This is a genomic window from Pseudomonas sp. LBUM1660, assembly GCF_059695935.1.
The window spans coordinates 1,315,895-1,338,003 of record NZ_CP166795.1 but is presented as its reverse complement, the minus strand read 5'-3'; the positions used below and the strand labels follow the sequence as shown (position 1 = coordinate 1,338,003).

The following is a 22,109-nucleotide window of genomic DNA, read 5'->3' as shown; positions in this document are numbered from 1 at the left end:
ATGAGGCCATCACCCCCACCACTCAAACCTCAGGCTTGACCCGGTCCGCCGGCCGCCGCACACCCGCCACGATCTTATCCACAGCCTTGGTCGCCGCGACCATGCCGAACGTCGCCGTCACCATCATCACCGCGCCAAACCCGCCAGCGCAGTCGAGCTTCACGCCATCGCCGACAAAACTCTTCTGCAAACAGATGCTGCCATCCGGTTTCGGGTAGCGCAGTTGTTCGGTGGAAAACACGCACGGCACGCTGTAATGACGCGTCACGGTGCGCGAGAAGCCGTAATCCCGGCGTAGGGTCGAGCGCACTTTCGACGCCAACGGGTCATTGAAGGTGCGGTTCAAGTCGCAGACCTGGATCAGTGTCGGGTCGATCTGCCCGCCCGCCCCGCCGGTGGTGATGATCTGGATCTTGCGGCGTTTGCACCAGGCAATCAGCGCCGCCTTCGCATTCACGCTGTCGATGCAATCGATCACGCAGTCGATGTTCGGCGTGATGTACTCGGCCATGGTCTCGCGTGTCACGAAATCCGCCACCGCGTGCACCGTGCAGTCCGGGTTGATCCCGCGCAAGCGCTCGGCCATCACTTCGACCTTGGGTTTGCCGACGGTGCTGTCCAGCGCGTGCAACTGACGGTTGGCGTTGCTGACGCAGACGTCATCCAGGTCAAACAGCGAAATCTCGCCGACGCCACAACGGGCAATGGCCTCCGCTGCCCAGGAACCGACGCCACCGACGCCGACGATGGCCACATGGGCCGCGCGCAGACGCTCCAGGCCGTCGATGCCATATAAACGGGCGATGCCTGCAAACCGCGGATTTTCTGTACTCATGACCATTACCCCAAAAACCGGCGCGCATTATAGGGCTAGACAGCGACAAGATCTAAGTTCCCGCGACAAGTGTAAGAACTTATGCGAAACGGGATTGCCAAACGTAGGGCATTTCCCTGTCAGCTATACGCTCAGGGAATGCCCGGTGTAGGATGCGCGCCCCTTGGCACTCGCCGACCGGTCCTTCGTTCCACAGCCTTTGGAACCTGAAATAGCTATGTCATCGCGTAAATTTGGACTCAACCTGGTCGTGGTGCTTGCCATCGCAGCCTTGTTTACCGGCTTCTGGGCGCTGATCAATCGCCCGGTCACCGCCCCCAACTGGCCCGAACAGATCTCCGGCTTCTCGTACTCGCCGTTCCAGCAAGGCCAGTATCCGCAGAAAGAGCAGTACCCGACCGACGATGAAATGCGTCGCGACCTGGAGATCATGAGCAAGCTGACGGACAACATCCGTACTTACTCGGTCGATGGTTCCCTGGAAGACATTCCCAAACTGGCCGAAGAATTCGGCCTGCGGGTGACCCTCGGTATCTGGATCAGCCCGGACGAGGTGCGCAACGAGCGCGAAATCACCCGCGCCATCGAGATCGCCAACAGCTCGCGCAGTGTGGTTCGCGTGGTGGTCGGCAACGAGGCGATCTTCCGTAAGGAAATTACCGCCGCAGAACTCAGCGTTATTCTGGATCGCGTTCGCGCCGCGGTGAAAGTGCCGGTAACCACGTCCGAGCAATGGCACGTCTGGGAAGAAAACCCGAGCCTGGCCAAGCACGTCGACCTGATCGCCGCCCACGTCCTGCCGTACTGGGAACATGTGCCGATGGAGCAGGCGGGACAGTTCGTACTCGATCGTGCCCGTGATCTGAAAAAGATGTTCCCGAAAAAGCCGCTGCTGCTGTCGGAAGTCGGCTGGCCGAGCAACGGCCGTATGCGCGGTGGCGCCGATGCGTCGCCGGCAGACCAGGCGATTTACCTGCGCACGCTGGTCAACAAGCTCAATCGCCAGGGCTTCAACTACTTCGTGATCGAAGCGTTTGACCAACCCTGGAAGGCCAGCGACGAAGGTTCGGTGGGCGCTTACTGGGGTGTTTTCAACGCCGCGCGTCAGCAGAAATTCAACTTCGAAGGCCCGGTCGTCGCGATTCCGCAATGGCGCGTGCTGGCGGTTGGTTCGGTGGTCCTGGCCCTGTTGTCCCTGACCCTGCTGATGATCGACGGCTCGGCCCTGCGTCAACGTGGCCGTACCTTCCTGACCTTTATCGCCTTCCTCTGCGGATCGGTGCTGGTGTGGATCGGTTACGACTACAGCCTGCAATACAGCACCTGGTTCAGCCTGACGGTCGGTTTCCTCCTCGCCCTTGGCGCACTCGGGGTCTTTATCGTACTGCTGACCGAGGCGCATGAACTGGCCGAAGCGGTCTGGACCCACAAGCGTCGGCGCGAATTCCTGCCGGTGGTGGGCGATTCGGACTACCGACCGAAAGTGTCGATCCATGTCCCGTGCTACAACGAGCCGCCGGAGATGGTCAAACAGACCCTCAACGCCTTGGCCAACCTCGACTATCCGGACTTTGAAGTCCTGATCATCGACAACAACACCAAGGACCCGGCGGTCTGGGAGCCAGTGCGCGATTATTGCGAAACCCTGGGCCCGCGCTTCAAGTTCTTCCACGTCGCACCACTGGCCGGCTTCAAGGGCGGCGCGCTGAATTACCTGATTCCGCACACCGCCAAAGATGCCGAAGTGATTGCGGTGATCGACTCGGACTACTGCGTCGACCCCAACTGGCTCAAGCACATGGTGCCGCACTTCGCCGACCCGAAAATCGCTGTGGTGCAGTCGCCGCAGGATTACCGCGACCAGAACGAAAGCACCTTCAAGAAGCTCTGCTACGCGGAATACAAAGGCTTCTTCCACATCGGCATGGTCACCCGCAACGACCGTGACGCGATCATCCAGCACGGCACCATGACCATGACCCGGCGTTCGGTACTCGAAGAACTGGGCTGGGCCGACTGGTGCATCTGTGAAGACGCCGAGCTGGGCCTGCGCGTGTTCGAAAAAGGCCTGTCGGCGGCGTATTACCACACCAGCTACGGCAAAGGTCTGATGCCCGATACCTTTATCGACTTCAAGAAACAGCGGTTCCGCTGGGCCTATGGTGCGATTCAGATCATCAAGCGTCACACCACCAGTTTGCTTCGCGGCAAGGGCAGCGAACTAACCCGTGGCCAGCGTTACCACTTCCTCGCGGGCTGGTTGCCGTGGGTGGCGGACGGCATGAACATCTTCTTCACCGTGGGCGCCTTGTTGTGGTCGGCGGCGATGATCATCGTGCCGCAGCGGGTCGATCCGCCGTTGCTGATTTTCGCGATCCCGCCACTGGCGCTGTTCGTGTTCAAGGTGGGCAAGATCATCTTCCTGTACCGCCGTGCGGTCGGGGTCAACCTCAAGGATGCGTTCTGCGCGGCACTGGCCGGGCTGGCGCTGTCGCACACCATCGCCAAAGCGGTGCTCTACGGCTTCTTCACCAGCAGCATTCCGTTCTTCCGCACCCCGAAAAACGCCGATAACCACGGCTTCTGGGTGGCGATTTCGGAAGCGCGTGAAGAGGTGTTCATCATGCTGCTGTTGTGGGGCGCGGCGCTGGGGATTTACCTGGTGAACGGCATGCCGAGCAACGACATGCGCTTCTGGGTGACCATGTTGCTGGTGCAGTCGCTGCCGTACCTGGCGGCGCTGATCATGGCGTTCCTGTCTTCGCTGCCGAAACCGGCACCTGAGGCCGAGACGGTACCGGCAGTCTAAATCTGTGCAGATGCACTAAACGGCGGCCAATGGTCGCCGTTTTGCTTTAAGATAACCGCCATTTTGCGCGCCTTGCCTCAATTCCTGTAGGAGCGAGGCTTGCCCGCGAATGATGCGACTCGGTGTAACAGATACACCTCATTATCGTTCTTCGCGGGCAAGTCGGATCGCCGCATCGCTCGCCCCTACAAAAGCTTCCGGAGTTTTCCATGACGGCCCACGCCAACCTTTCGCCGACCCTTCAACTCGCCATCGACCTGATCCGCCGTCCGTCCGTGACGCCGGTCGACGCCGATTGCCAGAAGCAGATGATGCAGCGCCTGGGCGATGCCGGTTTCACCCTGGAGCCGATGCGCATCGAAGATGTGGATAACTTCTGGGCGACCCACGGCCAACACGACGGCCCGGTGCTGTGCTTCGCCGGTCACACCGACGTGGTGCCGACCGGCCCGGTGTCCGCCTGGCAGGTCGACCCGTTCAACGCGCTGATCGACGAACACGGCATGCTCTGCGGCCGTGGCGCGGCTGACATGAAAGGCAGCCTCGCTTCCATGACCGTGGCCGCCGAGCGCTTTGTCGCCGATTACCCGGACCACAAGGGCAAGGTCGCGTTCCTGATCACCAGCGATGAAGAAGGCCCGGCGCACCACGGCACCAAAGCTGTGATCGAACGCCTTGCCGCCCGTAAGGAGCGTCTGGACTGGTGCATCGTCGGCGAACCGTCGAGCACCACGTTGGTGGGTGATGTGGTCAAGAATGGCCGTCGCGGCTCCCTCGGCGCCAAACTGACCGTGCGCGGCGTGCAGGGTCACGTGGCGTATCCACACCTCGCCAAGAACCCGATCCACCTCGCCGCCCCGGCGCTGGCCGAACTGGCCGCCGAGCATTGGGACCACGGCAACGATTTCTTCCCACCGACCAGTTTCCAGATCTCCAACGTCAACTCCGGCACCGGCGCGACCAACGTGATTCCGGGCGATCTGGTGGCGGTGTTCAACTTGCGCTTCTCCACCGAATCCACCGTTGAAGGCCTGCAAAAGCGCGTCGCCGACATCCTCGACAAACATGGCCTGGACTGGCACATCGACTGGGCGCTGTCCGGCCTCCCATTCCTGACCGAGCCAGGTGCATTGCTGGATGCCGTGGCGTCGAGCATCAAGGACATCACAGGTCGCGAAACCAAGGCGTCCACCAGCGGCGGCACCTCCGACGGGCGCTTCATCGCAACCATGGGCACGCAAGTGGTCGAACTGGGCCCGGTCAACGCAACGATCCACCAGGTCAACGAGCGCGTGCTCGCAGCCGACCTCGACGTGCTGACCGAAATCTACTACCAGACCCTGATCAAGTTGCTCGCTTGATGCTCGCCTGCCCGATCTGCAGCGAACCGCTGAACGCGGTGGACAACGGCGTGGCCTGCCCCGCAGGGCATCGTTTCGACCGTGCGCGGCAGGGTTACCTGAACCTGTTGCCGGTGCAGCACAAGAACAGCCGCGACCCTGGGGATAACCTCGCCATGGTCGAGGCCCGTCGCGACTTTCTGAACGCCGGCCATTACGCGCCGGTGGCCAAGCGCCTGGCCGAACTGGCGGCGCAATACGCGCCCCAGCGCTGGCTGGACATCGGTTGTGGCGAGGGTTACTACACCGCGCAAATCGCCGAGGCCTTGCCGAATTCTGACGGTTACGCACTGGACATCTCCCGGGAAGCGGTCAAACGCGCCTGCAAACGCAACCCGCAACTGACCTGGTTGATCGCCAGCATGGCCCGGGTGCCGTTGGCTTCGGGGAGTTGCCAGTTTCTCGCCAGCGTCTTCAGTCCGCTGGACTGGGAAGAGGCCAAGCGCCTGCTCAGCCCTGGCGGTGGCTTGATGAAAGTCGGGCCGACCAGCGGCCACCTGATGGAATTGCGCGAGCGGCTGTACGACGAAGTCCGTGAATACACCGACGACAAGCATCTGGCCCTGGTGCCGGAAGGCATGGCGCTGCAACACAGCGAAACCCTGGAATTCAAACTGACGCTTTCAAAGGGTCAGGATCGCGCCAACCTGCTTGCCATGACGCCCCACGGCTGGCGTGCCAGTGCCGAACGCCGAGCGGCGGTCATCGAACAGGCCGAGCCGTTCGAGGTCACCGTGTCGATGCGCTACGATTATTTTGTACTTCAATAATTTTTGGTCTTGAGCAATGGCTCAAGGCCGGCTAAATCCGCGAATGGATTTTTCAAGACCGCAGTGAGGACATCCATGCGCCAACCCGATATCGAGATTTACCTGAAAGACGCTGACGTCGACTACAAAGCCGTCGCAGACTGGCTTAGCGAAGCGTTGGGCCAGTGCAGTGAATGGGTCAAGAAGGGCCAGACCTACAAGTGCAAGGCCGGCAACGTACCCGTGACCTGGCTACCGAAAGCCGTCGGTAAATGGAACAGCCTGTTCCTGGACAGTGACCAGACCCCGTGGGAAGACGACATCGCTTGCGCCCGCGCCGCGTTTGCCGCGCTGAATGTCGAAGTGCGTTGCGCACCGGGTACATGGGTCGAGGAAGAAGGAGAAGAAACCGCAGATCGCTGGATGCGTATCAGCGCTGATGGTGAAGAAGAAATCACCTGGAAAACTGCTTAACCCGCCACACACGAAACCTGTAGGAGCGAGGCTTGCCCGCGAAGGCGTCATCACTGGCGCTAAAAGCTTCGCGGGCAAGCCTCGCTCCTACAGGATTTTGGGCGATCTGAAGGGTGGGTTTACAGACCTACAACATCCTCAGCCTGCAACCCTTTCTCGCCGGTCACCACGGCGTATTCCACCTGCTGACCTTCAGCCAGCGAACGGTGCCCTTCACCGCGGATCGCGCGGTAGTGCACGAACACGTCCACCCCGTCCTCGCGCTGAATGAAGCCGTAGCCCTTGGCGTCGTTGAACCACTTCACATTGCCGGTTTCACGCGTAGCCATGTCTCGTTACCCCTTTGTTTTTATTTTGAGCGGTCGAGTATATGACAGGCGCAAAAACTCTCAACTACAGATTGGTTGAGCGCTTTTTTGCCGATTTTCGGCGAATACGGCACACTATCGGCCGCCCGAGCAATTGCTTGGTTTTACTCACTCACGCAGAAGCCGTATGACCCGTTCCCCGTTCCGCCGTCTTGTGTTTGGCACCCTGCGCCGACTGCTCTATCTCTGGGTTCGCTCGGAGACGATCAACCAGTCGTCGTTCACCCTCAACCTCGACCGCAGTCGTCCGGTGTTCTACGTCCTGCAAAACCCTTCGCTGACCGACCTGGCCGTGGTCGACACCGAATGCGGCAAGGCCGGCCTACCCCGTCCGGTGCTGCCTGTGTCTGTGGGTAATCTGGTGGAACCCGCCGCATTTTTCTACCTGACTCCGGAGCCCGATTGGCTCGGCCGTCAGGACAAACGCGGCGCACCGCCGACCCTGACCCGACTGGTCAGCGCCCTGAGCCAGAACGCCGCCGAAGATGCGCAGATCATTCCGGTCAGCGTGTTCTGGGGCCAGTCACCCGACAGCGAATCGAGCCCGTGGAAACTGCTCTTCGCCGACAGCTGGGCCGTGACCGGTCGCCTGCGTCGGTTGCTGAGCGTCATCGTGCTGGGGCGCAAGACCCGCGTGCAGTTCTCGGCACCGATTCACTTGCGAGAGCTGATCGACCACAACAAAGGCCACGAGCGCACGGTGCGCATGGCACAGCGGATCCTGCGGGTGCACTTCCGCAACCTGAAAACCGCAGTGATCGGCCCGGACATTTCCCACCGTCGCAACCTGGTCAAGGGCCTGCTCAATCAGCCGCTGGTCAAGCAAGCGATCCTCGACGAAGCCGAACGGGAAAACATCTCTCCGGAGAAAGCCAAGGCCCAGGCCCTGCGCTACGGCAACGAGATCGCCTCGGACTACACCTACACGGCGATCCGCTTTCTGGAAGTGGTGCTGAGCTGGTTCTGGAACAAGATCTACGACGGGATCAAGGTGAACCACATCGAAGGCGTGCAGCAGGCCGCCCAGGGTCACGAAGTGATTTACGTGCCGTGCCACCGCAGCCACATTGACTACCTGCTGCTGTCCTATTTGCTGTTCCGCAACGGCCTGACGCCGCCGCACATCGCCGCCGGGATCAACCTCAACATGCCGGTGATCGGCAGCCTGCTGCGGCGTGGCGGTGCGTTCTTCATGCGCCGCACCTTCAAGGGCAACCCGCTCTACACCTCGGTGTTCAACGAATACCTGCACACCCTGTTCACCAAAGGTTTCCCGGTCGAGTACTTCGTCGAAGGCGGCCGCTCGCGCACCGGGCGCATGCTGCAACCGAAAACCGGAATGCTGGCAATTACCTTGCGCAGCTTCTTGCGTTCGTCGCGTATGCCGATCGTTTTCATCCCGGTCTACATCGGTTACGAGCGTGTGCTGGAAGGCCGGACTTACCTCGGCGAATTGCGTGGCGCGAGCAAAAAGAAAGAATCGATCTTCGACATCTTCAAAGTCATCGGCGCGCTCAAGCAGCGTTTTGGCCAGGTGGCGGTGAACTTCGGCGAGCCGATCAAACTCGCGGAATTCCTCGACAGCGAACAACCTGACTGGCGCCAACAGGAACTCGGCCCACAGTTCAAACCGGCCTGGCTCAACGAAACCACCAACCGTCTCGGCGAGAAAGTCGCACATCATCTGAACGAAGCGGCGGCGATCAACCCGGTGAACCTGGTGGCCCTGGCGCTGCTGTCCACCACCCGACTGGCGCTGGATGATCGCGCCATGGCGCGGGTACTGGATTTATATCTGGCGCTGCTGCGCAAGGTCCCGTACTCGCCGCACACCACGCTGCCGGAAGGCGATGGCCGGGCACTGATCGAGCATGTGAAGGACATGGACCTGTTGTCCGAGCAAAGCGATGCCTTGGGCAAGATTCTGTATCTGGACGAGCAGAACGCCGTCCTCATGACCTACTACCGCAACAACGTGCTGCACATCTTCGCCCTGCCCGCCTTGCTCGCGAGTTTCTTCCAGAGCGCCTCGCGCATGAGCCGCGAACAGATCCTGCGCTACACCCGCGCGCTGTATCCGTACCTGCAATCGGAACTGTTCATTCGCTGGTCGCTGGACGAGCTGGATGGCGTGATCGATCAATGGCTCGAAGCGTTCGTCGAGCAAGGTCTGCTGCGTTTCGAGAACGACGTCTACCTGCGCCCGGCGCCAAGCTCACGGCATTTTGTGTTGCTGACATTGTTGTCGAAGAGCATCGCCCAGACCCTGCAACGCTTCTACATGACCGTGTCGCTGCTGCTCAACAGCGGCCAGAACAGTATCAGCGCCGAAGAGCTTGAAGACTTGTGCACCGTCATGGCCCAGCGCCTGTCGATCCTGCACGGGCTGAATGCCCCGGAGTTCTTCGACAAGAGCCTGTTCCGCCACTTCATCCAGACGATGCTGGATCTCGACGTACTCAAGCGCGACGAAGCCGGCAAGCTGAGTTATCACGAACTGCTGGGTGAACTGGCGGAAGGCGCGGCCAAACGGGTGTTGCCGGCGGAGATTCGTTTGTCGATTCGCCAGGTGGCGTTGCATCGAAGTGAAGATGCGGCGGACCAGACTTAGTTGAAGCCGGCTGTAACTTCCTGACAATGACTATAGGAACAAGGATGTTCTTATAATCTGTCAATTATGGATTAATAGAGGCCCATTTAATTTCGATACGGATATCGCGATGAGCCAATCAGATAACGCAACCCCCTATATCACCCTGACGTTTAGTTTGCCTGAAGACTTTCTGCCCCCCAGCGATGGCGAAGGTGAAACTTATATAAGCGTTCAAACTACCAACACTGCTACCCCGCTCAACGTAGCGCAATTGCGAGAACCGATGCTGCGCAGCGGGCGCTGGAACTTTTCGTTTGCACACAATTATTTCGATGTCAGCGTCAAATACCTCGTGACGATCAACATGACCCATAACGGAGTTCCTTTGCTGATTGATCTGGACTACGTCGTGATTGTCCATCGTGCGCCGCACCGACAGACCCTGCATCTGAGCCCCATTGGCCGTCTCTACATCCAGGCGCAAGCGCCCCGAGCGGTCGAACCCGAACATGCCGTCACCGTTGCCGCCCATGAGCATGACGACACTCACGCCCTCGTCACCCAAATCCATGTCAGCGAAAAAATGGCGGAGGCGTTTTATCTGGAATACGATCCAGCCACGGTCGTTCCCGGCAAGCGCTATACCCTGACCGCCACTGAAAACGAATACCGGAATTCAATAGCGGTCTATCCGGGATCCGTTGTATTGAAGCCCTTTAGCAAGGTTTGAAAGCCCCCCAACACGTTTATCTTCGTCGCTCGTTATCTCGCTACCTATTCGTTCAGCAAGTCAGGAAATGCCCTACATGGCGTTTATTGCTGTCGGGGATATGCTAACGACTCGTCATTCCGTCGATGCATTCGATAAGGAAATCAAAGTGAGCAACGACTACGAAAAGAGCATCAGCGGCACCGTGCACTATCTGCTGAGAACTGAGTTACCACCCAACTCGACACTTCACGTCAATCTATTGGATGTCACCTGCGCAGATACCCCTGCCAAAGAACTCGCCCGGCAAGTTACCCCTTGCGCAGAAACAACGGGTTTAGACTTTACCTTGCTGTACAAGATGGCCGATGTCCTGCCTGACCACCGCTATGCAATCCGTGCACGGATCGAAACCACCGAACAAGTGATCTTCTCGACCACTGAAGATCACGCAGTGCAGTTGGGTGTCGATCACCTGCGCCCTGAGGACGTTATTGTCCACAACGTTCGTACAAAACCAGACCGTAACTTCTAAGCCCTGCGCTGAAAAATTCCGTTAAATTGTCGTTGGCGCCGGTCTTCTTCGGGCGCCAAGGACAAGGATTCAATTCATGAAAAAACGCTCGCTTCTGGCACTGGCTGCTTTGCTCAGCGCCTGCCAAACCCTGCAACCTGCCACGAAAACCAGCCTCGATGGCGAAGTCTTCTACCTGCAACGCATCGCCCTGCCGCCGAGCGCCACCTTGAGCGTCAGCCTGCAGGACGTGTCCCTCGCGGATGCGCCCGCCGTTATCCTCGACGAACAGAAAGGCCCGGTCAAAGGCCAGGTGCCGCTGCCGTTTCATCTGAGTTACGATCCGGCCCAGGTCAAACCCGGCCATCGCTACTCCGTCAGCGCGCGCATCGAAGTCGACGGCAAGCTGATGTTCATCACCACCGAACATCACGCCGTACAGCTGGATGGCCGCGATCCGCAGCCACTGAAAATTCGCGTCGACGCCGTTCGCTAAACTCCTCTTTCGTACAAGGAAGCTGCCATGTTCCGCCCTACCCTTCGTTTCGCCGGCCTCTGCGCAGGCTTGATGATCTCCGCCAGCGCACTGGCGCTGTCGCTCAATGACCTGTCGCAAAAAGACGCCACCGGTGGCCTCAAGGACGCCCTGACCCAAGGCGCGCAACTGGCCGTCAAACAACTCGGCACGCCGGGCGGCTTCAGCAACAACCCGGACGTAAAAATCGAACTACCGGGCAAACTGGCTAAAGTCGCCAGCAAAATGAAACAGTTCGGCATGGGCGATCAGGTCACTGAGCTGGAAACCAGCATGAACAAAGCGGCCGAAACCGCCGTGACCCAGGCCCAGCCGATCCTGGTCGATGCCGTGAAGAAGATGAGCGTCGAAGACGCCAAAGGGATACTCAGCGGCGGTAACGACTCGGCGACCCAGTACCTGAGCAAAACCAGCCGCGAACAGATTCGCGTCAAGTTCCTGCCGATCGTCAAGCAAGCCACCGACCAGGTCGGCCTGGCCAAGCAATACAACACCTTCGCGGGCCAGGCAGCGACCATGGGCGTGCTGGATACCAAGAACGCCAACATCGAAAGCTACGTCACCGAGCAGGCCCTGAACGGCTTGTTCGAGATGATCGGCAAACAGGAAGAAACCATTCGCAAGAACCCTGCGGCTGCGGCGACGAGTCTGGCGAAGAAAGTCTTTGGTACGCTTTAATTCCAGGCAATTGAAACTCGCAAAAAAGCCCACTGGTCTTTACAGGTCAGTGGGCTTTTTCCGTTTGCGCTACTGGTGCGGATCAACCTGATCCAGAACGCGATTTACCGATAACTCCGCCAGCGACATCATCTGTTGAACCGCCAACATAAGATTGCATGTCGGTCCGTTCAGACCGAAGGCTAACTCACTGGCCATCACATTTGCCGAAGCGAGGGTTTCGCAGGCGTGAGCCAAAAGGGTTTCGGAATCAACGTTGGGGGCGATGACGAAAACTGAGCTGGGACGACGGTCAGCTTTAGCCTTTTTTTCGGGTGGTGGCGCCAAATAGTGATCAAGAGCGCGAATTGCCGCGTCGTGGAGTTTTTTGGAATCGAGAAAGGCGTAAGGGGAAACCGGGTCGGTTTCTTTTTCCAGTTCTGCTTCCGTGTCTGGAGGATTTGGGCTGTCTTTAATCATCGTGTAACTCCTGAAGTAGTGGAGCTGTCACCGTTCGCTGCGAAACGAACATAAGGTGGCAGCTGTACGCAGGTTCGCAGACCGGGACTTCAGGAACCCGGCAGACCCGAAGATCTCCCGCGCACAGCCGCCATAACACAGGCATAAAAAAACGCCCGCTTTCGGATGGTGGACGCTGTGCGTCTGAAGTTTAACCGGGCTGCGAAACCCGGTCGCTGCTTTTTGCAGCGACACCCAAAAGCCTAGAGATCGCGCTTCCGACAGACAACCTGAAAGTTTCGTGGGAAGGTTCTGATGTTTTGGCAGATCTTTAAACATAGTCGCCTGCCAGATCGCCATCGTCGGAACGCCGCCCGGGGCAAGCCCGCTCCCACAGGGTTTTGTGTCGTACACGGTATTTGTATTCAGAAGATTAACTGTGGGAGCGAGCCGGCTCCGGGCGGCGTTCCGACGAAAGCGGTCGTCCATTTGCGAAATGTATTGCCTGTCACGACGCCATCGCGAGCAGGCTCGCTCCCACAATTTAGAGCGGTGAACGTCAGCAAGAGAGCGGGCGGCCCGAAGGCCGCCGAGATTACACCGACTCGTTCCTGACCCTGAACCACGCCGCATACAACGCCGGCAAAAACAGCAGCGTCAGCGCCGTCGCCACAATCAACCCGCCCATGATCGCCACGGCCATCGGCCCGAAGAACACACTGCGGGACAACGGGATCATCGCCAGCACCGCCGCGAGTGCGGTCAGCACAATCGGTCGAAAGCGTCGCACCGTGGCTTCGATAATCGCTTGCCACGGTTTAAGCCCGGCGGCGATGTCCTGCTCGATCTGGTCCACCAGAATCACCGAGTTACGCATGATCATCCCGGACAGCGCGATGGTCCCGAGCATTGCGACAAAACCGAACGGCTGACGGAACACCATCAAGAACAGCGTCACGCCTATCAAGCCCAGAGGTGCGGTCAGGAACACCATCACCGTGCGGGAGAAACTGCGCAGTTGCAGCATCAGCAAGGTCAGCACCACCACAATGAACAGCGGCACGCCGGCCTTCACCGAGTTCTGCCCGCGGGCCGAGTCTTCCACCGTGCCGCCGACGTCCAGCAAGTAGCCGTCCGGCAATTCGGCGCGAATCGGGTCGAGGGTCGGCATGATTTGCTGCACCAGCGTCGCTGGTTGTTCCTTGCCGTAGATGTCGGCGCGGATTGTCACGTTCGGCAGGCGATTACGGTGCCAGATGATGCCCTCTTCAAAGCCATATTCCAGGGTCGCGATCTGCGACAGCGCCACGCTGCGGCCGTTGTCGGTCGGCACCGCCAGGCTCGGCAGCAACGACAGTTCGGTACGCTCATGCAAGGTGCCGCGCAGCAGGATCTCGATCAACTCGTTGTCTTCGCGGTACTGGCTGACACTGGACCCGGTCAGGGAGCTTTGCAGGAACTTCGACAGGTTTGCCGTGCTCACGCCCAGCGCCCGGGCACGGTCCTGATCGACGTTCAGGTAAACCACTTTGCTCGGTTCTTCCCAGTCCAGATGGACGTTCACCACATGCGGGTTCTCGCGAACCTTGGCCGCCACTTTGCGGGCCAATGCGCGGACTTCCTCGATGTGCTCACCGGTCACCCGGAACTGCACCGGATAGCCAACCGGCGGGCCGTTTTCAAGGCGTGTGACCCGCGAACGCAGGGCCGGGAATTGTTCGTTGAGGGTTTCGATCAGCCAGGTACGCAGGATTTCACGCTCCTCGATGGTCTTGGCCAGGACGACAAACTGGGCGAAGCTCGCCGCCGGCAGTTGCTGATCCAGCGGCAGGTAGAAACGTGGCGAACCGGTGCCGACGTAGGCCACGTAGTTGTCGATACCGGCGTGATCCTTCAGCAAGGCTTCAAGGCGTTTAACCTCGTCGGCGGTGTTGCTCAGGGAGGCGCCTTCGGCGAGTTTCAGATCGACCATCAACTCGAGTCGACCCGAGGCCGGGAAGAATTGTTGCGGCACAAAGCGAAACAGCACGATCGAGCCGATGAACAACACCGCAGTCAGCACGATGACGGTTTTACGCCAACGCACGCACCACTCCACCAAGCGTCTGACCCGCTGATAGAACGGCGTGCCATAAGGGTCGGGCTGACCCGTGCCATGTTTGGCGGCATGAATCTTCGCCAGGTCCGGCAGGAGTTTCTCCCCCAGGTACGGCACAAACACCACCGCCGCAATCCACGAAGCCAGCAACGCGATGGTCACCACCTGGAAGATCGAACGGGTGTATTCGCCGGTGCCCGACTGCGCGGTGGCAATCGGCAGGAAACCTGCGGCGGTAATCAGGGTGCCGGTGAGCATCGGGAACGCGGTGCTGGTCCAGGCATAACTGGCGGCCTTGATGCGGTCGAAGCCCTGCTCCATTTTGATCGCCATCATTTCCACGGCGATGATCGCGTCGTCCACCAACAGGCCCAACGCCAGGACCAACGCGCCGAGGGAAATCTTGTGCAGGCCGATGCCCAGGTAATACATGCAGGCGAAGGTCATCGCCAACACCAGCGGAATGGCCAGCGCCACCACCATACCGGTGCGCACGCCGAGGGAGAAAAAGCTCACCAGCAACACAATCGCCAGGGCTTCCACCAACACCTGAACGAACTCGCCGACACCGGTTTTCACCGCTGCAGGCTGATCGGAAACCTTGCGCAGCTGCATGCCGGCCGGGAGGTTTTTCTGGATGCGATCAAACTCGATTTCCAGCGCCTTGCCCAACACCAGAATATCGCCGCCGTCCTTCATCGCCACGGCCAGACCGATGGCGTTTTCCGCCATGAAGCGCATGCGCGGCGCCGGCGGATCGTTGAAGCCGCGACGCACGTCCGCCACATCGGAAATACGGAAGGTGCGATCACCGACGCGGATCGGGAAGTTCTTGATCTCATCGACTGTCTGAAAATTCCCCGAAACCCGTAGCTGCAATCGCTCGCTGGTGGTTTCAAAGAACCCGGCCGTGGACACCGCGTTCTGCTCTTCAAGGGCTTGCTGCACGGCGGCCAGTGGCAAGCCGAGCGTGGCGAGTTTGACGTTGGAGAGTTCGATCCAGATCTTCTCGTCTTGCAGCCCGAGCAGATCGACCTTGCCCACATCCTTGACCCGTTGCAGCTGGATCTGAATGCGGTCGGCGTAATCCTTGAGCACCGCGTAATCAAAACCCTCGCCAGTCAGCGCGTAGATGTTGCCGAAGGTGGTGCCGAATTCATCGTTGAAAAACGGCCCCTGAATACCCGGCGGCAAGGTGTGCCGAATATCACTGACTTTTTTGCGGACCTGATACCAGAGGTCCGGTATTTGAACCGAATGCAGGGAGTCACGAGCAATGAAGGTCACCTGGGATTCGCCGGGACGCGAGAACGACACGATGCGTTCGTATTCGCCGGTTTCCATCAGTTTCTTTTCAATGCGCTCGGTGACCTGGCGCGAGACTTCCTGCGCTGTGGCGCCCGGCCAGTTGGTGCGGATCACCATGGCTTTGAAGGTGAACGGCGGGTCTTCGCTTTGGCCGAGCTTGGTGTAGGAAAGCGCGCCGACGACGGCCAGCAAGAGCATCAGGAACAGTACGATCTGGCGATTGCGCAGCGCCCATTCGGAAAGATTGAAACCCATCGGGGATTACTCCTTGTCCGCCAGATTGACCACTCGGTTGGAGCGATCCACCGGGCGCACTTGCTGCCCTTCAAGCAAAACATGGACGCCAGCGGCCACCACCCAGTCGCTGGCATTCAGGCCTTCGAGCACCGGGACGGTTTTTTCGCCGAAGGCACCGACCCGGACCGGGGTTTTCTTCAAGGTATTGTTGGCACTGACGACCCAGACATAGGTCGCGCCGTTTTCCGCCGTCAGTGCCGACAGCGGCACAGACAGCGGAATCACGTCAGCGGTCTGGACGAACACCCGGGCGCTCTGGCCGAGTTCGGCCGGGACCTTGCCGCCAGTGAATGAAATCCGCGCGGCGAAGGTGCGCGACTTTGGATCGGCCGCGGGCGACAGCTCGCGGATGCGCCCGGCGAAACGCTGATCGGGTTGGGTCCAGAGTTCTACCGACACCGGCTGACCGACCTTGAAGCGGCCGAAGCTCTGCTCCGGCAAGCTGATCAACACTTCACGCTCGCCATCGGTGGCGAGGGTAAACACGGTTTGCCCGGCCGCCACCACTTGCCCGACTTCCACCGCACGCTTGGCCACCACGCCATCCTGGGGCGCTCGCAGCACCGCGTAGCTGGCCTGATTGGTCGAGACGTTGAATTCGGCTTTGATTTGCTTGAGGCGCGCTTCACCGGATCGGTAAAGGTTTTCGGCATTGTCGTACTGCGAACGGCTGACCATCTGACGGTCCATGAGGGTCTTGTAGCGATCACGCTCGGCGCGCACCAGGCTCAGATTGGCCTCGGCGGCGGCCACTTGCGCACGGGTGGCTTCCAGTTGCAGGCGGACGTCCTGGGGATCGAGTTCGGCCAATGGTTGGTCAGCCTTGACCCGCTGCCCCTCTTCAACCAATCGTCGACTGACCTTACCGCCAATGCGAAACGCCAAGTCCGGCTCATAACGAGCCCGCACTTCACCGGGAAAGCTTTCCATTGCCTGCGCCGAAGGCTCCGGCTGCACCACCATCGCCGGGCGGACAGTGGCTTTAGGCGCCTCTTCGTGGCCACACGCAGACAATAAAAGCGCCAGACAGACTGGCAACGCGACGGGCAAGGCATAGCGGAACATGGTGAAGGACCTTTCGCTAATGGTGCTTGGAATAATTATACTGGCGAGTATGTTATTAATAGCAAACTCACCAGTCCAGTATTAAAGCGAAGAATGTCGAACAATCTTTCAGCACCCAACGGCCCGGGCCGCCCCAAGGATCTGGCCAAGCGCCAGGCCATCCTTGATGCGGCGAAAATTCTGTTTCTGAGTAATGGTTACGCCAGCACCAGCATGGATGCCGTGGCGGCTGAAGCCGGCGTGTCGAAGCTGACGGTCTACAGCCATTTCAACGACAAGGAGACGCTGTTCTCCGCCGCCGTGATGGCCAAGTGCGAAGAGCAATTGCCCACACTGTTTTTCGAGTTGCCGGACGGCATTTCGGTAGAAACGGTGCTGCTGAACATCGCACGTGGCTTTCATCAGCTGATCAACAGCGATGAATCGGTGAACCTGCACCGGCTAATGATGGCCTTGGGTAGCCAAGACCCGAAACTCTCACTGATCTTCTTCGAGGCCGGGCCGCAGCGCATGTTGCATGGCATGGAGCGGTTGCTGACCAAGGTTGATCAGAGCGGCGCGTTGAGCATCGATAAACCGCGCAATGCGGCCGAGCATTTCTTCTGCCTGCTCAAGGGCGCGGGGAATTTCCGCTTGCTGTATGGCTGCGGCGAGCCGGTGACGGGCGACGCAGCCGAGGAGCATGTGCGGGAAGTGGTGGGGTTGTTTATGCGGGCCTATCGACCTTAGCGATGATCGTTCCCACGCTCTGCGTGGGAATGCAGCCCGGGACGCTCCGCGTCCCATCCCAAACCGAACGCGGAGCTTCCGTTGATGCATTCCCACGCAGAGCGTGGGAATGATCAGGGTTTCAGTGCTTTCTTCGGATAAATATCATACCGACTGGATTTGCCGTCCAGCGCATGACTGGGCTTGGGCCCCGCAATACACGGCGCTTTGCGCGGGCGCTTGACCACCACCCGATGGCTGGCCAGCGCCAATGCAGCTTCGAGCAGTGCCGGCGCATCGGGATCATCGCCAACCAGCGGCCGGAACAGGCGCATTTCCTTTTTCACCAACGCCGTTTTCTCACGGTGTGGAAACATCGGATCGAGGTAGATCACCTGCGGCGGCTCGCCTTCCCAGTTGCGCATGACCTCGATTGAGTTGCCCTTGAGCAACTTCATCCGCGCCACAATCGGTGCCACATCGAAATCTTCCGCAGCACGGGCCAGACCATCCTCAAGCAACGCCCCAATCAGCGGCTGACGCTCGATCAGGCTCATCTCGCAGCCCAGGCTCGCCAGCACGAACGCATCCTTGCCCAACCCCGCCGTGGCATCCAGCACTCGCGGACGCACGCCTTGGGCGATGCCAACCGCCTTGGCGATCATCTGCCCCGTGCCACCGCCGAACAACCGCCGATGCGCAGCACCACCCTCGACGAAGTCCACCCGCACCGGCCCTGGTGCGTCCGGCCCGAGTTGTTGCAGTTGCAAACCCTGTTCGCCCACCTGCAAGGCAAACTCGCCGTCATCCACGTGCAAAGGCAAGCCCAGGCGTTCGGCCCACTGCTCGGCTTGTGGCTGAAACGCCGGGGCCGAGGCCTCGACATGGATGCGGCAGGCCGCAGGTTGCTCAATCATGGGAAAACACGCTCAAAAAATTAATGATCGGCAAAAACGGCCGATAACAAAACTAACGAGCATTTTGCCAGAGCTGAGCGTCGACCGAGAAAAATGTCAGGCATTCAATCCACATCCGTAGGCTACCTATCGCGTCATGGCGATTATGGCCTGCGAAATTCACAGGCACTGAGCGGCGTCAGTCACCTGTGGCAGGATTTTTTTGCCCAGGCCCTGGCCGAACAGTCGACCGATGTGGTGCCGGCGTGTGGAACTTTCCCACCGGTTGATCTCGAAAGCCCAGTCGAGCCTACCGTCGGCAGCGAGCTGCTGGCGCATATCGTTTCCCAGCGCGAATGCGATGTGAAAGAGACCGAAGTCAAACCACCCGAGCCGCTGTTCCTGCCGATTGCCGAGTTCGAAATGGACCTGGCCGACAAGCCTTTCCCGCCGTTCCCGGCCGAAGAAATCGTCGCCCAGCAGAAGCAACAAGACTTTGAAAGTGGCTGGGTGCGGCCGATCGTGCTCACCGCCGGCCAGCCTGTACCGGAAGCCGGCCCGACGCCACAACCGCGTCCACTGCATTTGCCGATCGCCGAATTCGAGCTCGACCTGCTGGACAAAACGCTCCCGCCGTTCTCCCCTGAAGAGTTGGTCGAGCAACAAAAACACTTCGATTTCGATACCGGCTGGGCTCGCCCGATCGTCCTGCAAAACCTGCGCATCGCCGCTTAAGCCTCAGCGACACACCCACCACGGCCCGACATCGACATGAAAGTGATTTCGATGGGCGGCGTTGTAGTCCGGGCTCAACACCACACTGAACAGGCCACAGGCGCCATCGCGAACCTGGCGCAGAAACCGTGCGTCCTGATTATCCTTCGGCCAGTCCTTGAGCACGCTGATGGAGCGACCATCCGCCAGGCGGAAACCGGCGATGTCCAGCGCATCGGCGCTGGCGTGCTGGCTTCGCCTGCCGTTTTCGCGGCCATAGACGTTGCGACAGGCAAAGCTGCCAAGATGATCGACCCGGCTGACAGGCTGTCCATACACCGCTTGCGCGGCAGGTTGCAGGGCATGGTGTTCGAACAGGGCAAACGACACCGCCAGGCGGCAACTGGCGAGAAAGCTGCTGCTCAGCGCGACATCGCCGCCCTGCACCCGCAAGGTGTTGATCAATGGGCACGTCGCGCCGGGGCTGTCGGCCTGATGCGCAACGCGTAAACCGGAGCTGCTCAAGGCTTGATCACACAATTGCGGATCATCGCGCAGGCGCATCAGTTTGTAGCGCGTCAGAAAGTTCGGTTCGGCCTTTACGTCCAGCGGCGCCCAAGGGTTCCACTGGGGTGGCAGCGAGATCCAGCCGCGCCAGACGCCCACGCCCGCCGCACCGATCATCAACAACATCAACAACAGCCACCACCGAAACCGCATCGTCAGCCTTTGAACAATTGATTGGCCTTGGCGTATGGCATCGACCGTGACGTGAACCCAAAGGTGCCCGACGTCTTGATCTCTTCGGCCGCGCGGAAAAACTCGCCGTAGGCCGCCAAGGCCAGGGCCGAACCGACGCTGATGCGTTTGACGCCCATCTCGCTCAACTGCTCGACCGTCAATTTGAGCCCGCCGGACATCAACACGTTGACCGGTTTCGGCGCCACGGCGCGGACCACCGCCAACACGTCTTCAGCGCTGCGCAGACCCGGCGCGTACAACACGTCGGCGCCCGCTTCGGCGAACGCCTGCAAACGGCGAATGGTATCGGCCAGGTCAGGATTACCGTGCAGAAAATTCTCGGCACGGGCGGTCAGCATAAACGGGAAAGGCAGGCTGCGAGCCGCTGCGACGGCGGCTTCAATGCGCGCTACGGCATGTTCGAAACAGTAGATTGGCGCGTCTTCACGGCCGGTGGCATCTTCGATCGAACCCCCGACCGCACCGGCCGCCGCGGCCTGCAAAATACTCTGTGCGCATTCAGCCGGGTCGTCCGCGAAACCGTTTTCCAGGTCCACCGCCACCGGCAGTTCGGTTGCCGCGACAATCGCCCGGACGTTCGCCAGCGTATCGTCGAGCGTCAACCCGCCATCAGGGCGTGCGTTGGAAAAGGCATAACCGGCGCTGGTGGTCGCCAGCGCCTCGAAACCCAGGCTGGCGAGCATCTTCGCCGAGCCGGCGTCCCACGGATTGGGAATGACAAATGCGCCCTCGCGTTCGTGCAGTGCTTTGAACGCCTGGGCTCGAAGGGTTTGCGCATCCATTGGCAGGCTCCTGAAAAGGGGAACGAATCCGCCTCAGAGCAGGCCAAGTTGCTCGGCGGCGGGCTCTCTGTATAGCTCAGGCAACGGCGGCAAGCCAGGCAAACGCAGCATCAGTTTTGCGTGAAAACGTTGCGCCAGTCTGGCGGCCAGCAAGTTATCGGCGGTGTGCAGGAAGATATAGGGCGTGCGGCCCTCTTCGATCCACACGGCGATTTTCTCGACCCACGGCTCCAGGAACGGATCGTTCGCCTCAAGCTGTGGATGGCCGATGAAGCGCACCTGCGGAAACTGGGTAAACGCTGCCGGACGCGGCGGCACCCTGGGCTTTTTCGATTGGGCGTGGAGTACCGATGGATCGGTCGACGTGCAGCTGAACAGCGCTCGCGGATCAAGACAGATGCGTTCTACGCCCCGATCCAGCAGCAGACGATTGAGCCTGCGCTCGCTATCCCCTTTGGCGAAGAACTCGTCATGCCGCACTTCGACGGCCAGCGGTCGCTCAAGCGCATCGATGAAGCCGGCCAGTTCGGGTAATCGGTGCGGCGTGAAGCTTTTCGACAGTTGCAGCCACAGGGGCGAAACCCTTTCACCGAGCGGGCGGAGCAATTGCAGGAAAGTGTCGGCGGCGGTCAGTTGTTCGCGCAGGTCACCACCGTGGCTGATGTCGCCGGGAAACTTGGCGGTGAAACGAAAGTGTTCGGGCATGGTTTCGGCCCAGCGCTGCACGGTGCTGGCAGCCGGGCTCGCGTAGAAGGTCGTATTGCCTTCTACGGCGTTGAATACTTGGGAATAGAGATTAAGAAATTCGGCGGGTTTGGCATCCGGCGGATACAGATAATCGCGCCAGGCGTTTTCACTCCAGGACGGGCAGCCGAGGTAGTAAGGCTGCCGCATCAGATGTACAGGTCGAGGCCCATTACATCCGTATCCCAATCGACAAAACCGGCAGTGCTCAGGTAGCTGGCAAGTGCCGTGGCGACGCTTTTGCTCATGGCGCGGTGGTAGATCATGTCTTGCTGACGGGCCGGGAGATTGCTCAAGCGTTGCGCAGAAGCCTTGGCGGCACGGGCGGCCATTTGCTCTTCGGACGGAATTTCCAGTTCGCCGTCGATATCGACGTAGTCGTCATCCGCCACAGGGCCTTTGCGAGGCTTGCGCTTGATGGGGTAGGACTGGGAGGAAACGCCGTCTATACGCATGAGTACATGTCCGGTATCAGTAATGGCAGTTTAGTGGCACACAACCCACTTCGCAAACCGCCGAGTGATAACTAGAACACAGAAATACGAAAAGGTTTAAAAGCCGGGATCAGAAAGTGACGATTGGCTGAGTTGGGAATGTTTATTGTGGCGAGGGAGCTTGCTCCCGCTGGGCTGC

General features: G+C 59.8%; 21 protein-coding genes. 11 read left to right on the top strand and 10 right to left on the bottom strand.

Annotated features, from left to right (window positions below):
• Positions 1-22 precede the first annotated feature (22 nt).
• Positions 23-835: a tRNA cyclic N6-threonylcarbamoyladenosine(37) synthase TcdA gene (tcdA, locus tag ACA068_RS06105; protein ID WP_497308394.1), complete on the bottom strand. Its 813-nt coding sequence runs from the start codon at positions 833-835 to the stop codon at positions 23-25.
• Between the two features lie 217 nt (positions 836-1,052).
• On the opposite strand from tcdA, the gene ACA068_RS06100 reads away from it, so the two are divergent.
• The 4 genes from ACA068_RS06100 (at position 1,053) to ACA068_RS06085 (ending at position 6,267) form a co-directional block, all read left to right on the top strand.
• Positions 1,053-3,644 carry a glycosyltransferase gene (locus tag ACA068_RS06100; RefSeq protein ID WP_497308392.1) on the top strand — a complete coding sequence of 864 codons (2,592 nt, stop codon included), beginning with the start codon at positions 1,053-1,055 and terminating at the stop codon, positions 3,642-3,644.
• 209 nt (positions 3,645-3,853) lie between these two features.
• Positions 3,854-5,005 carry a succinyl-diaminopimelate desuccinylase gene (dapE, locus tag ACA068_RS06095; RefSeq protein ID WP_497308390.1) on the top strand — a complete coding sequence of 384 codons (1,152 nt, stop codon included), beginning with the start codon at positions 3,854-3,856 and terminating at the stop codon, positions 5,003-5,005.
• Positions 5,005-5,814, top strand: a complete 810-nt coding sequence (locus tag ACA068_RS06090) for a putative RNA methyltransferase (protein ID WP_497310541.1) — start codon at positions 5,005-5,007, stop codon at positions 5,812-5,814. Before dapE ends, ACA068_RS06090 begins: the two co-directional genes overlap by 1 nt.
• Before the next feature lie 75 nt (positions 5,815-5,889).
• Positions 5,890-6,267: a hypothetical protein gene (locus ACA068_RS06085; protein ID WP_128872768.1), complete on the top strand. Its 378-nt coding sequence runs from the start codon at positions 5,890-5,892 to the stop codon at positions 6,265-6,267.
• Positions 6,268-6,386: 119 nt separating this feature from the next.
• Here ACA068_RS06085 and ACA068_RS06080 read toward each other — a convergent pair whose 3' ends face one another.
• A complete protein-coding gene (locus ACA068_RS06080; RefSeq protein ID WP_010462862.1) occupies positions 6,387-6,596 on the bottom strand; it encodes a cold-shock protein in 210 nt (69 codons plus the stop codon).
• A gap of 166 nt (positions 6,597-6,762) precedes the next feature.
• On the opposite strand from ACA068_RS06080, the gene plsB reads away from it, so the two are divergent.
• The 5 genes from plsB to ACA068_RS06055 all read left to right on the top strand — a co-directional run bounded on the left by plsB (position 6,763) and on the right by ACA068_RS06055 (position 11,664).
• Positions 6,763-9,246, top strand: coding sequence for a glycerol-3-phosphate 1-O-acyltransferase PlsB (plsB, locus tag ACA068_RS06075; protein ID WP_497308388.1), 2,484 nt, complete (start codon positions 6,763-6,765; stop codon positions 9,244-9,246).
• A gap of 109 nt (positions 9,247-9,355) precedes the next feature.
• Positions 9,356-9,958 carry a hypothetical protein gene (locus ACA068_RS06070; protein WP_497308386.1) on the top strand — a complete coding sequence of 201 codons (603 nt, stop codon included), beginning with the start codon at positions 9,356-9,358 and terminating at the stop codon, positions 9,956-9,958.
• Positions 9,959-10,034: 76 nt separating this feature from the next.
• Positions 10,035-10,472 (top strand): YbaY family lipoprotein, encoded by a 438-nt coding sequence (locus tag ACA068_RS06065; RefSeq protein WP_497308385.1) that lies wholly within the window; start codon positions 10,035-10,037, stop codon positions 10,470-10,472.
• Between the two features lie 76 nt (positions 10,473-10,548).
• Positions 10,549-10,947, top strand: coding sequence for a YbaY family lipoprotein (locus ACA068_RS06060; protein ID WP_497308383.1), 399 nt, complete (start codon positions 10,549-10,551; stop codon positions 10,945-10,947).
• A 27-nt stretch (positions 10,948-10,974) separates the two neighbouring features.
• Positions 10,975-11,664 (top strand): DUF4197 domain-containing protein, encoded by a 690-nt coding sequence (locus ACA068_RS06055; RefSeq protein WP_497308381.1) that lies wholly within the window; start codon positions 10,975-10,977, stop codon positions 11,662-11,664.
• Between the two features lie 69 nt (positions 11,665-11,733).
• Here ACA068_RS06055 and ACA068_RS06050 read toward each other — a convergent pair whose 3' ends face one another.
• The 3 genes from ACA068_RS06050 to ACA068_RS06040 form a co-directional block, all read right to left on the bottom strand.
• Positions 11,734-12,123, bottom strand: a complete 390-nt coding sequence (locus ACA068_RS06050; protein ID WP_497308380.1) for a DUF6124 family protein — start codon at positions 12,121-12,123, stop codon at positions 11,734-11,736.
• Positions 12,124-12,697: 574 nt separating this feature from the next.
• Entirely contained in the window at positions 12,698-15,763 is a 3,066-nt protein-coding gene (locus ACA068_RS06045; RefSeq protein ID WP_497308378.1) for an efflux RND transporter permease subunit, read from the bottom strand.
• A gap of 6 nt (positions 15,764-15,769) precedes the next feature.
• A complete protein-coding gene (locus ACA068_RS06040) occupies positions 15,770-16,870 on the bottom strand; it encodes an efflux RND transporter periplasmic adaptor subunit (RefSeq protein ID WP_497308376.1) in 1,101 nt (366 codons plus the stop codon).
• Positions 16,871-16,963: 93 nt separating this feature from the next.
• Here ACA068_RS06040 and ACA068_RS06035 point away from each other — a divergent pair, with 93 nt between their 5' ends.
• Positions 16,964-17,599 (top strand): TetR/AcrR family transcriptional regulator, encoded by a 636-nt coding sequence (locus ACA068_RS06035; protein WP_497308375.1) that lies wholly within the window; start codon positions 16,964-16,966, stop codon positions 17,597-17,599.
• 113 nt (positions 17,600-17,712) lie between these two features.
• On the opposite strand, the gene ACA068_RS06030 is transcribed toward ACA068_RS06035, so the two are convergent.
• The gene (locus ACA068_RS06030) at positions 17,713-18,495 is read right to left on the bottom strand and encodes a class I SAM-dependent methyltransferase (RefSeq protein WP_497308373.1); all 783 of its coding nucleotides are present in this window, start codon (positions 18,493-18,495) and stop codon (positions 17,713-17,715) included.
• Positions 18,496-18,588: 93 nt separating this feature from the next.
• Here ACA068_RS06030 and ACA068_RS06025 point away from each other — a divergent pair, with 93 nt between their 5' ends.
• Positions 18,589-19,209: an energy transducer TonB gene (locus ACA068_RS06025; protein WP_497308371.1), complete on the top strand. Its 621-nt coding sequence runs from the start codon at positions 18,589-18,591 to the stop codon at positions 19,207-19,209.
• 3 nt (positions 19,210-19,212) lie between these two features.
• Here the strand turns inward: ACA068_RS06025 and ACA068_RS06020 are convergent, their stop codons facing one another.
• Genes ACA068_RS06020 through ACA068_RS06005 form a run of 4 tightly spaced genes read right to left on the bottom strand, consistent with a single transcriptional unit; the run spans position 19,213 to position 21,931 of the window.
• The gene (locus ACA068_RS06020) at positions 19,213-19,908 is read right to left on the bottom strand and encodes an extensin-like domain-containing protein (protein WP_497308369.1); all 696 of its coding nucleotides are present in this window, start codon (positions 19,906-19,908) and stop codon (positions 19,213-19,215) included.
• 2 nt (positions 19,909-19,910) lie between these two features.
• A complete protein-coding gene (locus ACA068_RS06015) occupies positions 19,911-20,732 on the bottom strand; it encodes an isocitrate lyase/PEP mutase family protein (RefSeq protein WP_219097637.1) in 822 nt (273 codons plus the stop codon).
• A gap of 33 nt (positions 20,733-20,765) precedes the next feature.
• Positions 20,766-21,626: a DUF72 domain-containing protein gene (locus ACA068_RS06010; RefSeq protein ID WP_497308367.1), complete on the bottom strand. Its 861-nt coding sequence runs from the start codon at positions 21,624-21,626 to the stop codon at positions 20,766-20,768.
• Complete coding sequence (locus tag ACA068_RS06005) at positions 21,626-21,931, bottom strand: hypothetical protein (RefSeq protein WP_219097639.1); 306 nt, start codon at positions 21,929-21,931, stop codon at positions 21,626-21,628. The genes ACA068_RS06010 and ACA068_RS06005 overlap by 1 nt, the downstream gene beginning before the upstream one ends.
• Positions 21,932-22,109 lie beyond the last annotated feature (178 nt).

Coding starts and splice junctions, on each gene's coding strand:
- ACA068_RS06090 (WP_497310541.1), top strand. CDS start 5,005: ATGCTCGCCTGCCCGATCTGCAGCGAACCGCTGAACGCGGTGGACAAC.
- ACA068_RS06025 (WP_497308371.1), top strand. CDS start 18,589: ATGTCAGGCATTCAATCCACATCCGTAGGCTACCTATCGCGTCATGGC.
- ACA068_RS06045 (WP_497308378.1), bottom strand. CDS start 15,763: ATGGGTTTCAATCTTTCCGAATGGGCGCTGCGCAATCGCCAGATCGTA.
- ACA068_RS06085 (WP_128872768.1), top strand. CDS start 5,890: ATGCGCCAACCCGATATCGAGATTTACCTGAAAGACGCTGACGTCGAC.
- ACA068_RS06055 (WP_497308381.1), top strand. CDS start 10,975: ATGTTCCGCCCTACCCTTCGTTTCGCCGGCCTCTGCGCAGGCTTGATG.
- ACA068_RS06040 (WP_497308376.1), bottom strand. CDS start 16,870: ATGTTCCGCTATGCCTTGCCCGTCGCGTTGCCAGTCTGTCTGGCGCTT.
- dapE (WP_497308390.1), top strand. CDS start 3,854: ATGACGGCCCACGCCAACCTTTCGCCGACCCTTCAACTCGCCATCGAC.
- ACA068_RS06080 (WP_010462862.1), bottom strand. CDS start 6,596: ATGGCTACGCGTGAAACCGGCAATGTGAAGTGGTTCAACGACGCCAAG.
- ACA068_RS06050 (WP_497308380.1), bottom strand. CDS start 12,123: ATGATTAAAGACAGCCCAAATCCTCCAGACACGGAAGCAGAACTGGAA.
- ACA068_RS06070 (WP_497308386.1), top strand. CDS start 9,356: ATGAGCCAATCAGATAACGCAACCCCCTATATCACCCTGACGTTTAGT.
- ACA068_RS06020 (WP_497308369.1), bottom strand. CDS start 19,908: ATGCGGTTTCGGTGGTGGCTGTTGTTGATGTTGTTGATGATCGGTGCG.
- plsB (WP_497308388.1), top strand. CDS start 6,763: ATGACCCGTTCCCCGTTCCGCCGTCTTGTGTTTGGCACCCTGCGCCGA.
- ACA068_RS06035 (WP_497308375.1), top strand. CDS start 16,964: ATGTCGAACAATCTTTCAGCACCCAACGGCCCGGGCCGCCCCAAGGAT.
- tcdA (WP_497308394.1), bottom strand. CDS start 835: ATGAGTACAGAAAATCCGCGGTTTGCAGGCATCGCCCGTTTATATGGC.
- ACA068_RS06065 (WP_497308385.1), top strand. CDS start 10,035: ATGGCGTTTATTGCTGTCGGGGATATGCTAACGACTCGTCATTCCGTC.
- ACA068_RS06030 (WP_497308373.1), bottom strand. CDS start 18,495: ATGATTGAGCAACCTGCGGCCTGCCGCATCCATGTCGAGGCCTCGGCC.
- ACA068_RS06100 (WP_497308392.1), top strand. CDS start 1,053: ATGTCATCGCGTAAATTTGGACTCAACCTGGTCGTGGTGCTTGCCATC.
- ACA068_RS06060 (WP_497308383.1), top strand. CDS start 10,549: ATGAAAAAACGCTCGCTTCTGGCACTGGCTGCTTTGCTCAGCGCCTGC.
- ACA068_RS06010 (WP_497308367.1), bottom strand. CDS start 21,626: ATGCGGCAGCCTTACTACCTCGGCTGCCCGTCCTGGAGTGAAAACGCC.
- ACA068_RS06005 (WP_219097639.1), bottom strand. CDS start 21,931: ATGCGTATAGACGGCGTTTCCTCCCAGTCCTACCCCATCAAGCGCAAG.
- ACA068_RS06015 (WP_219097637.1), bottom strand. CDS start 20,732: ATGGATGCGCAAACCCTTCGAGCCCAGGCGTTCAAAGCACTGCACGAA.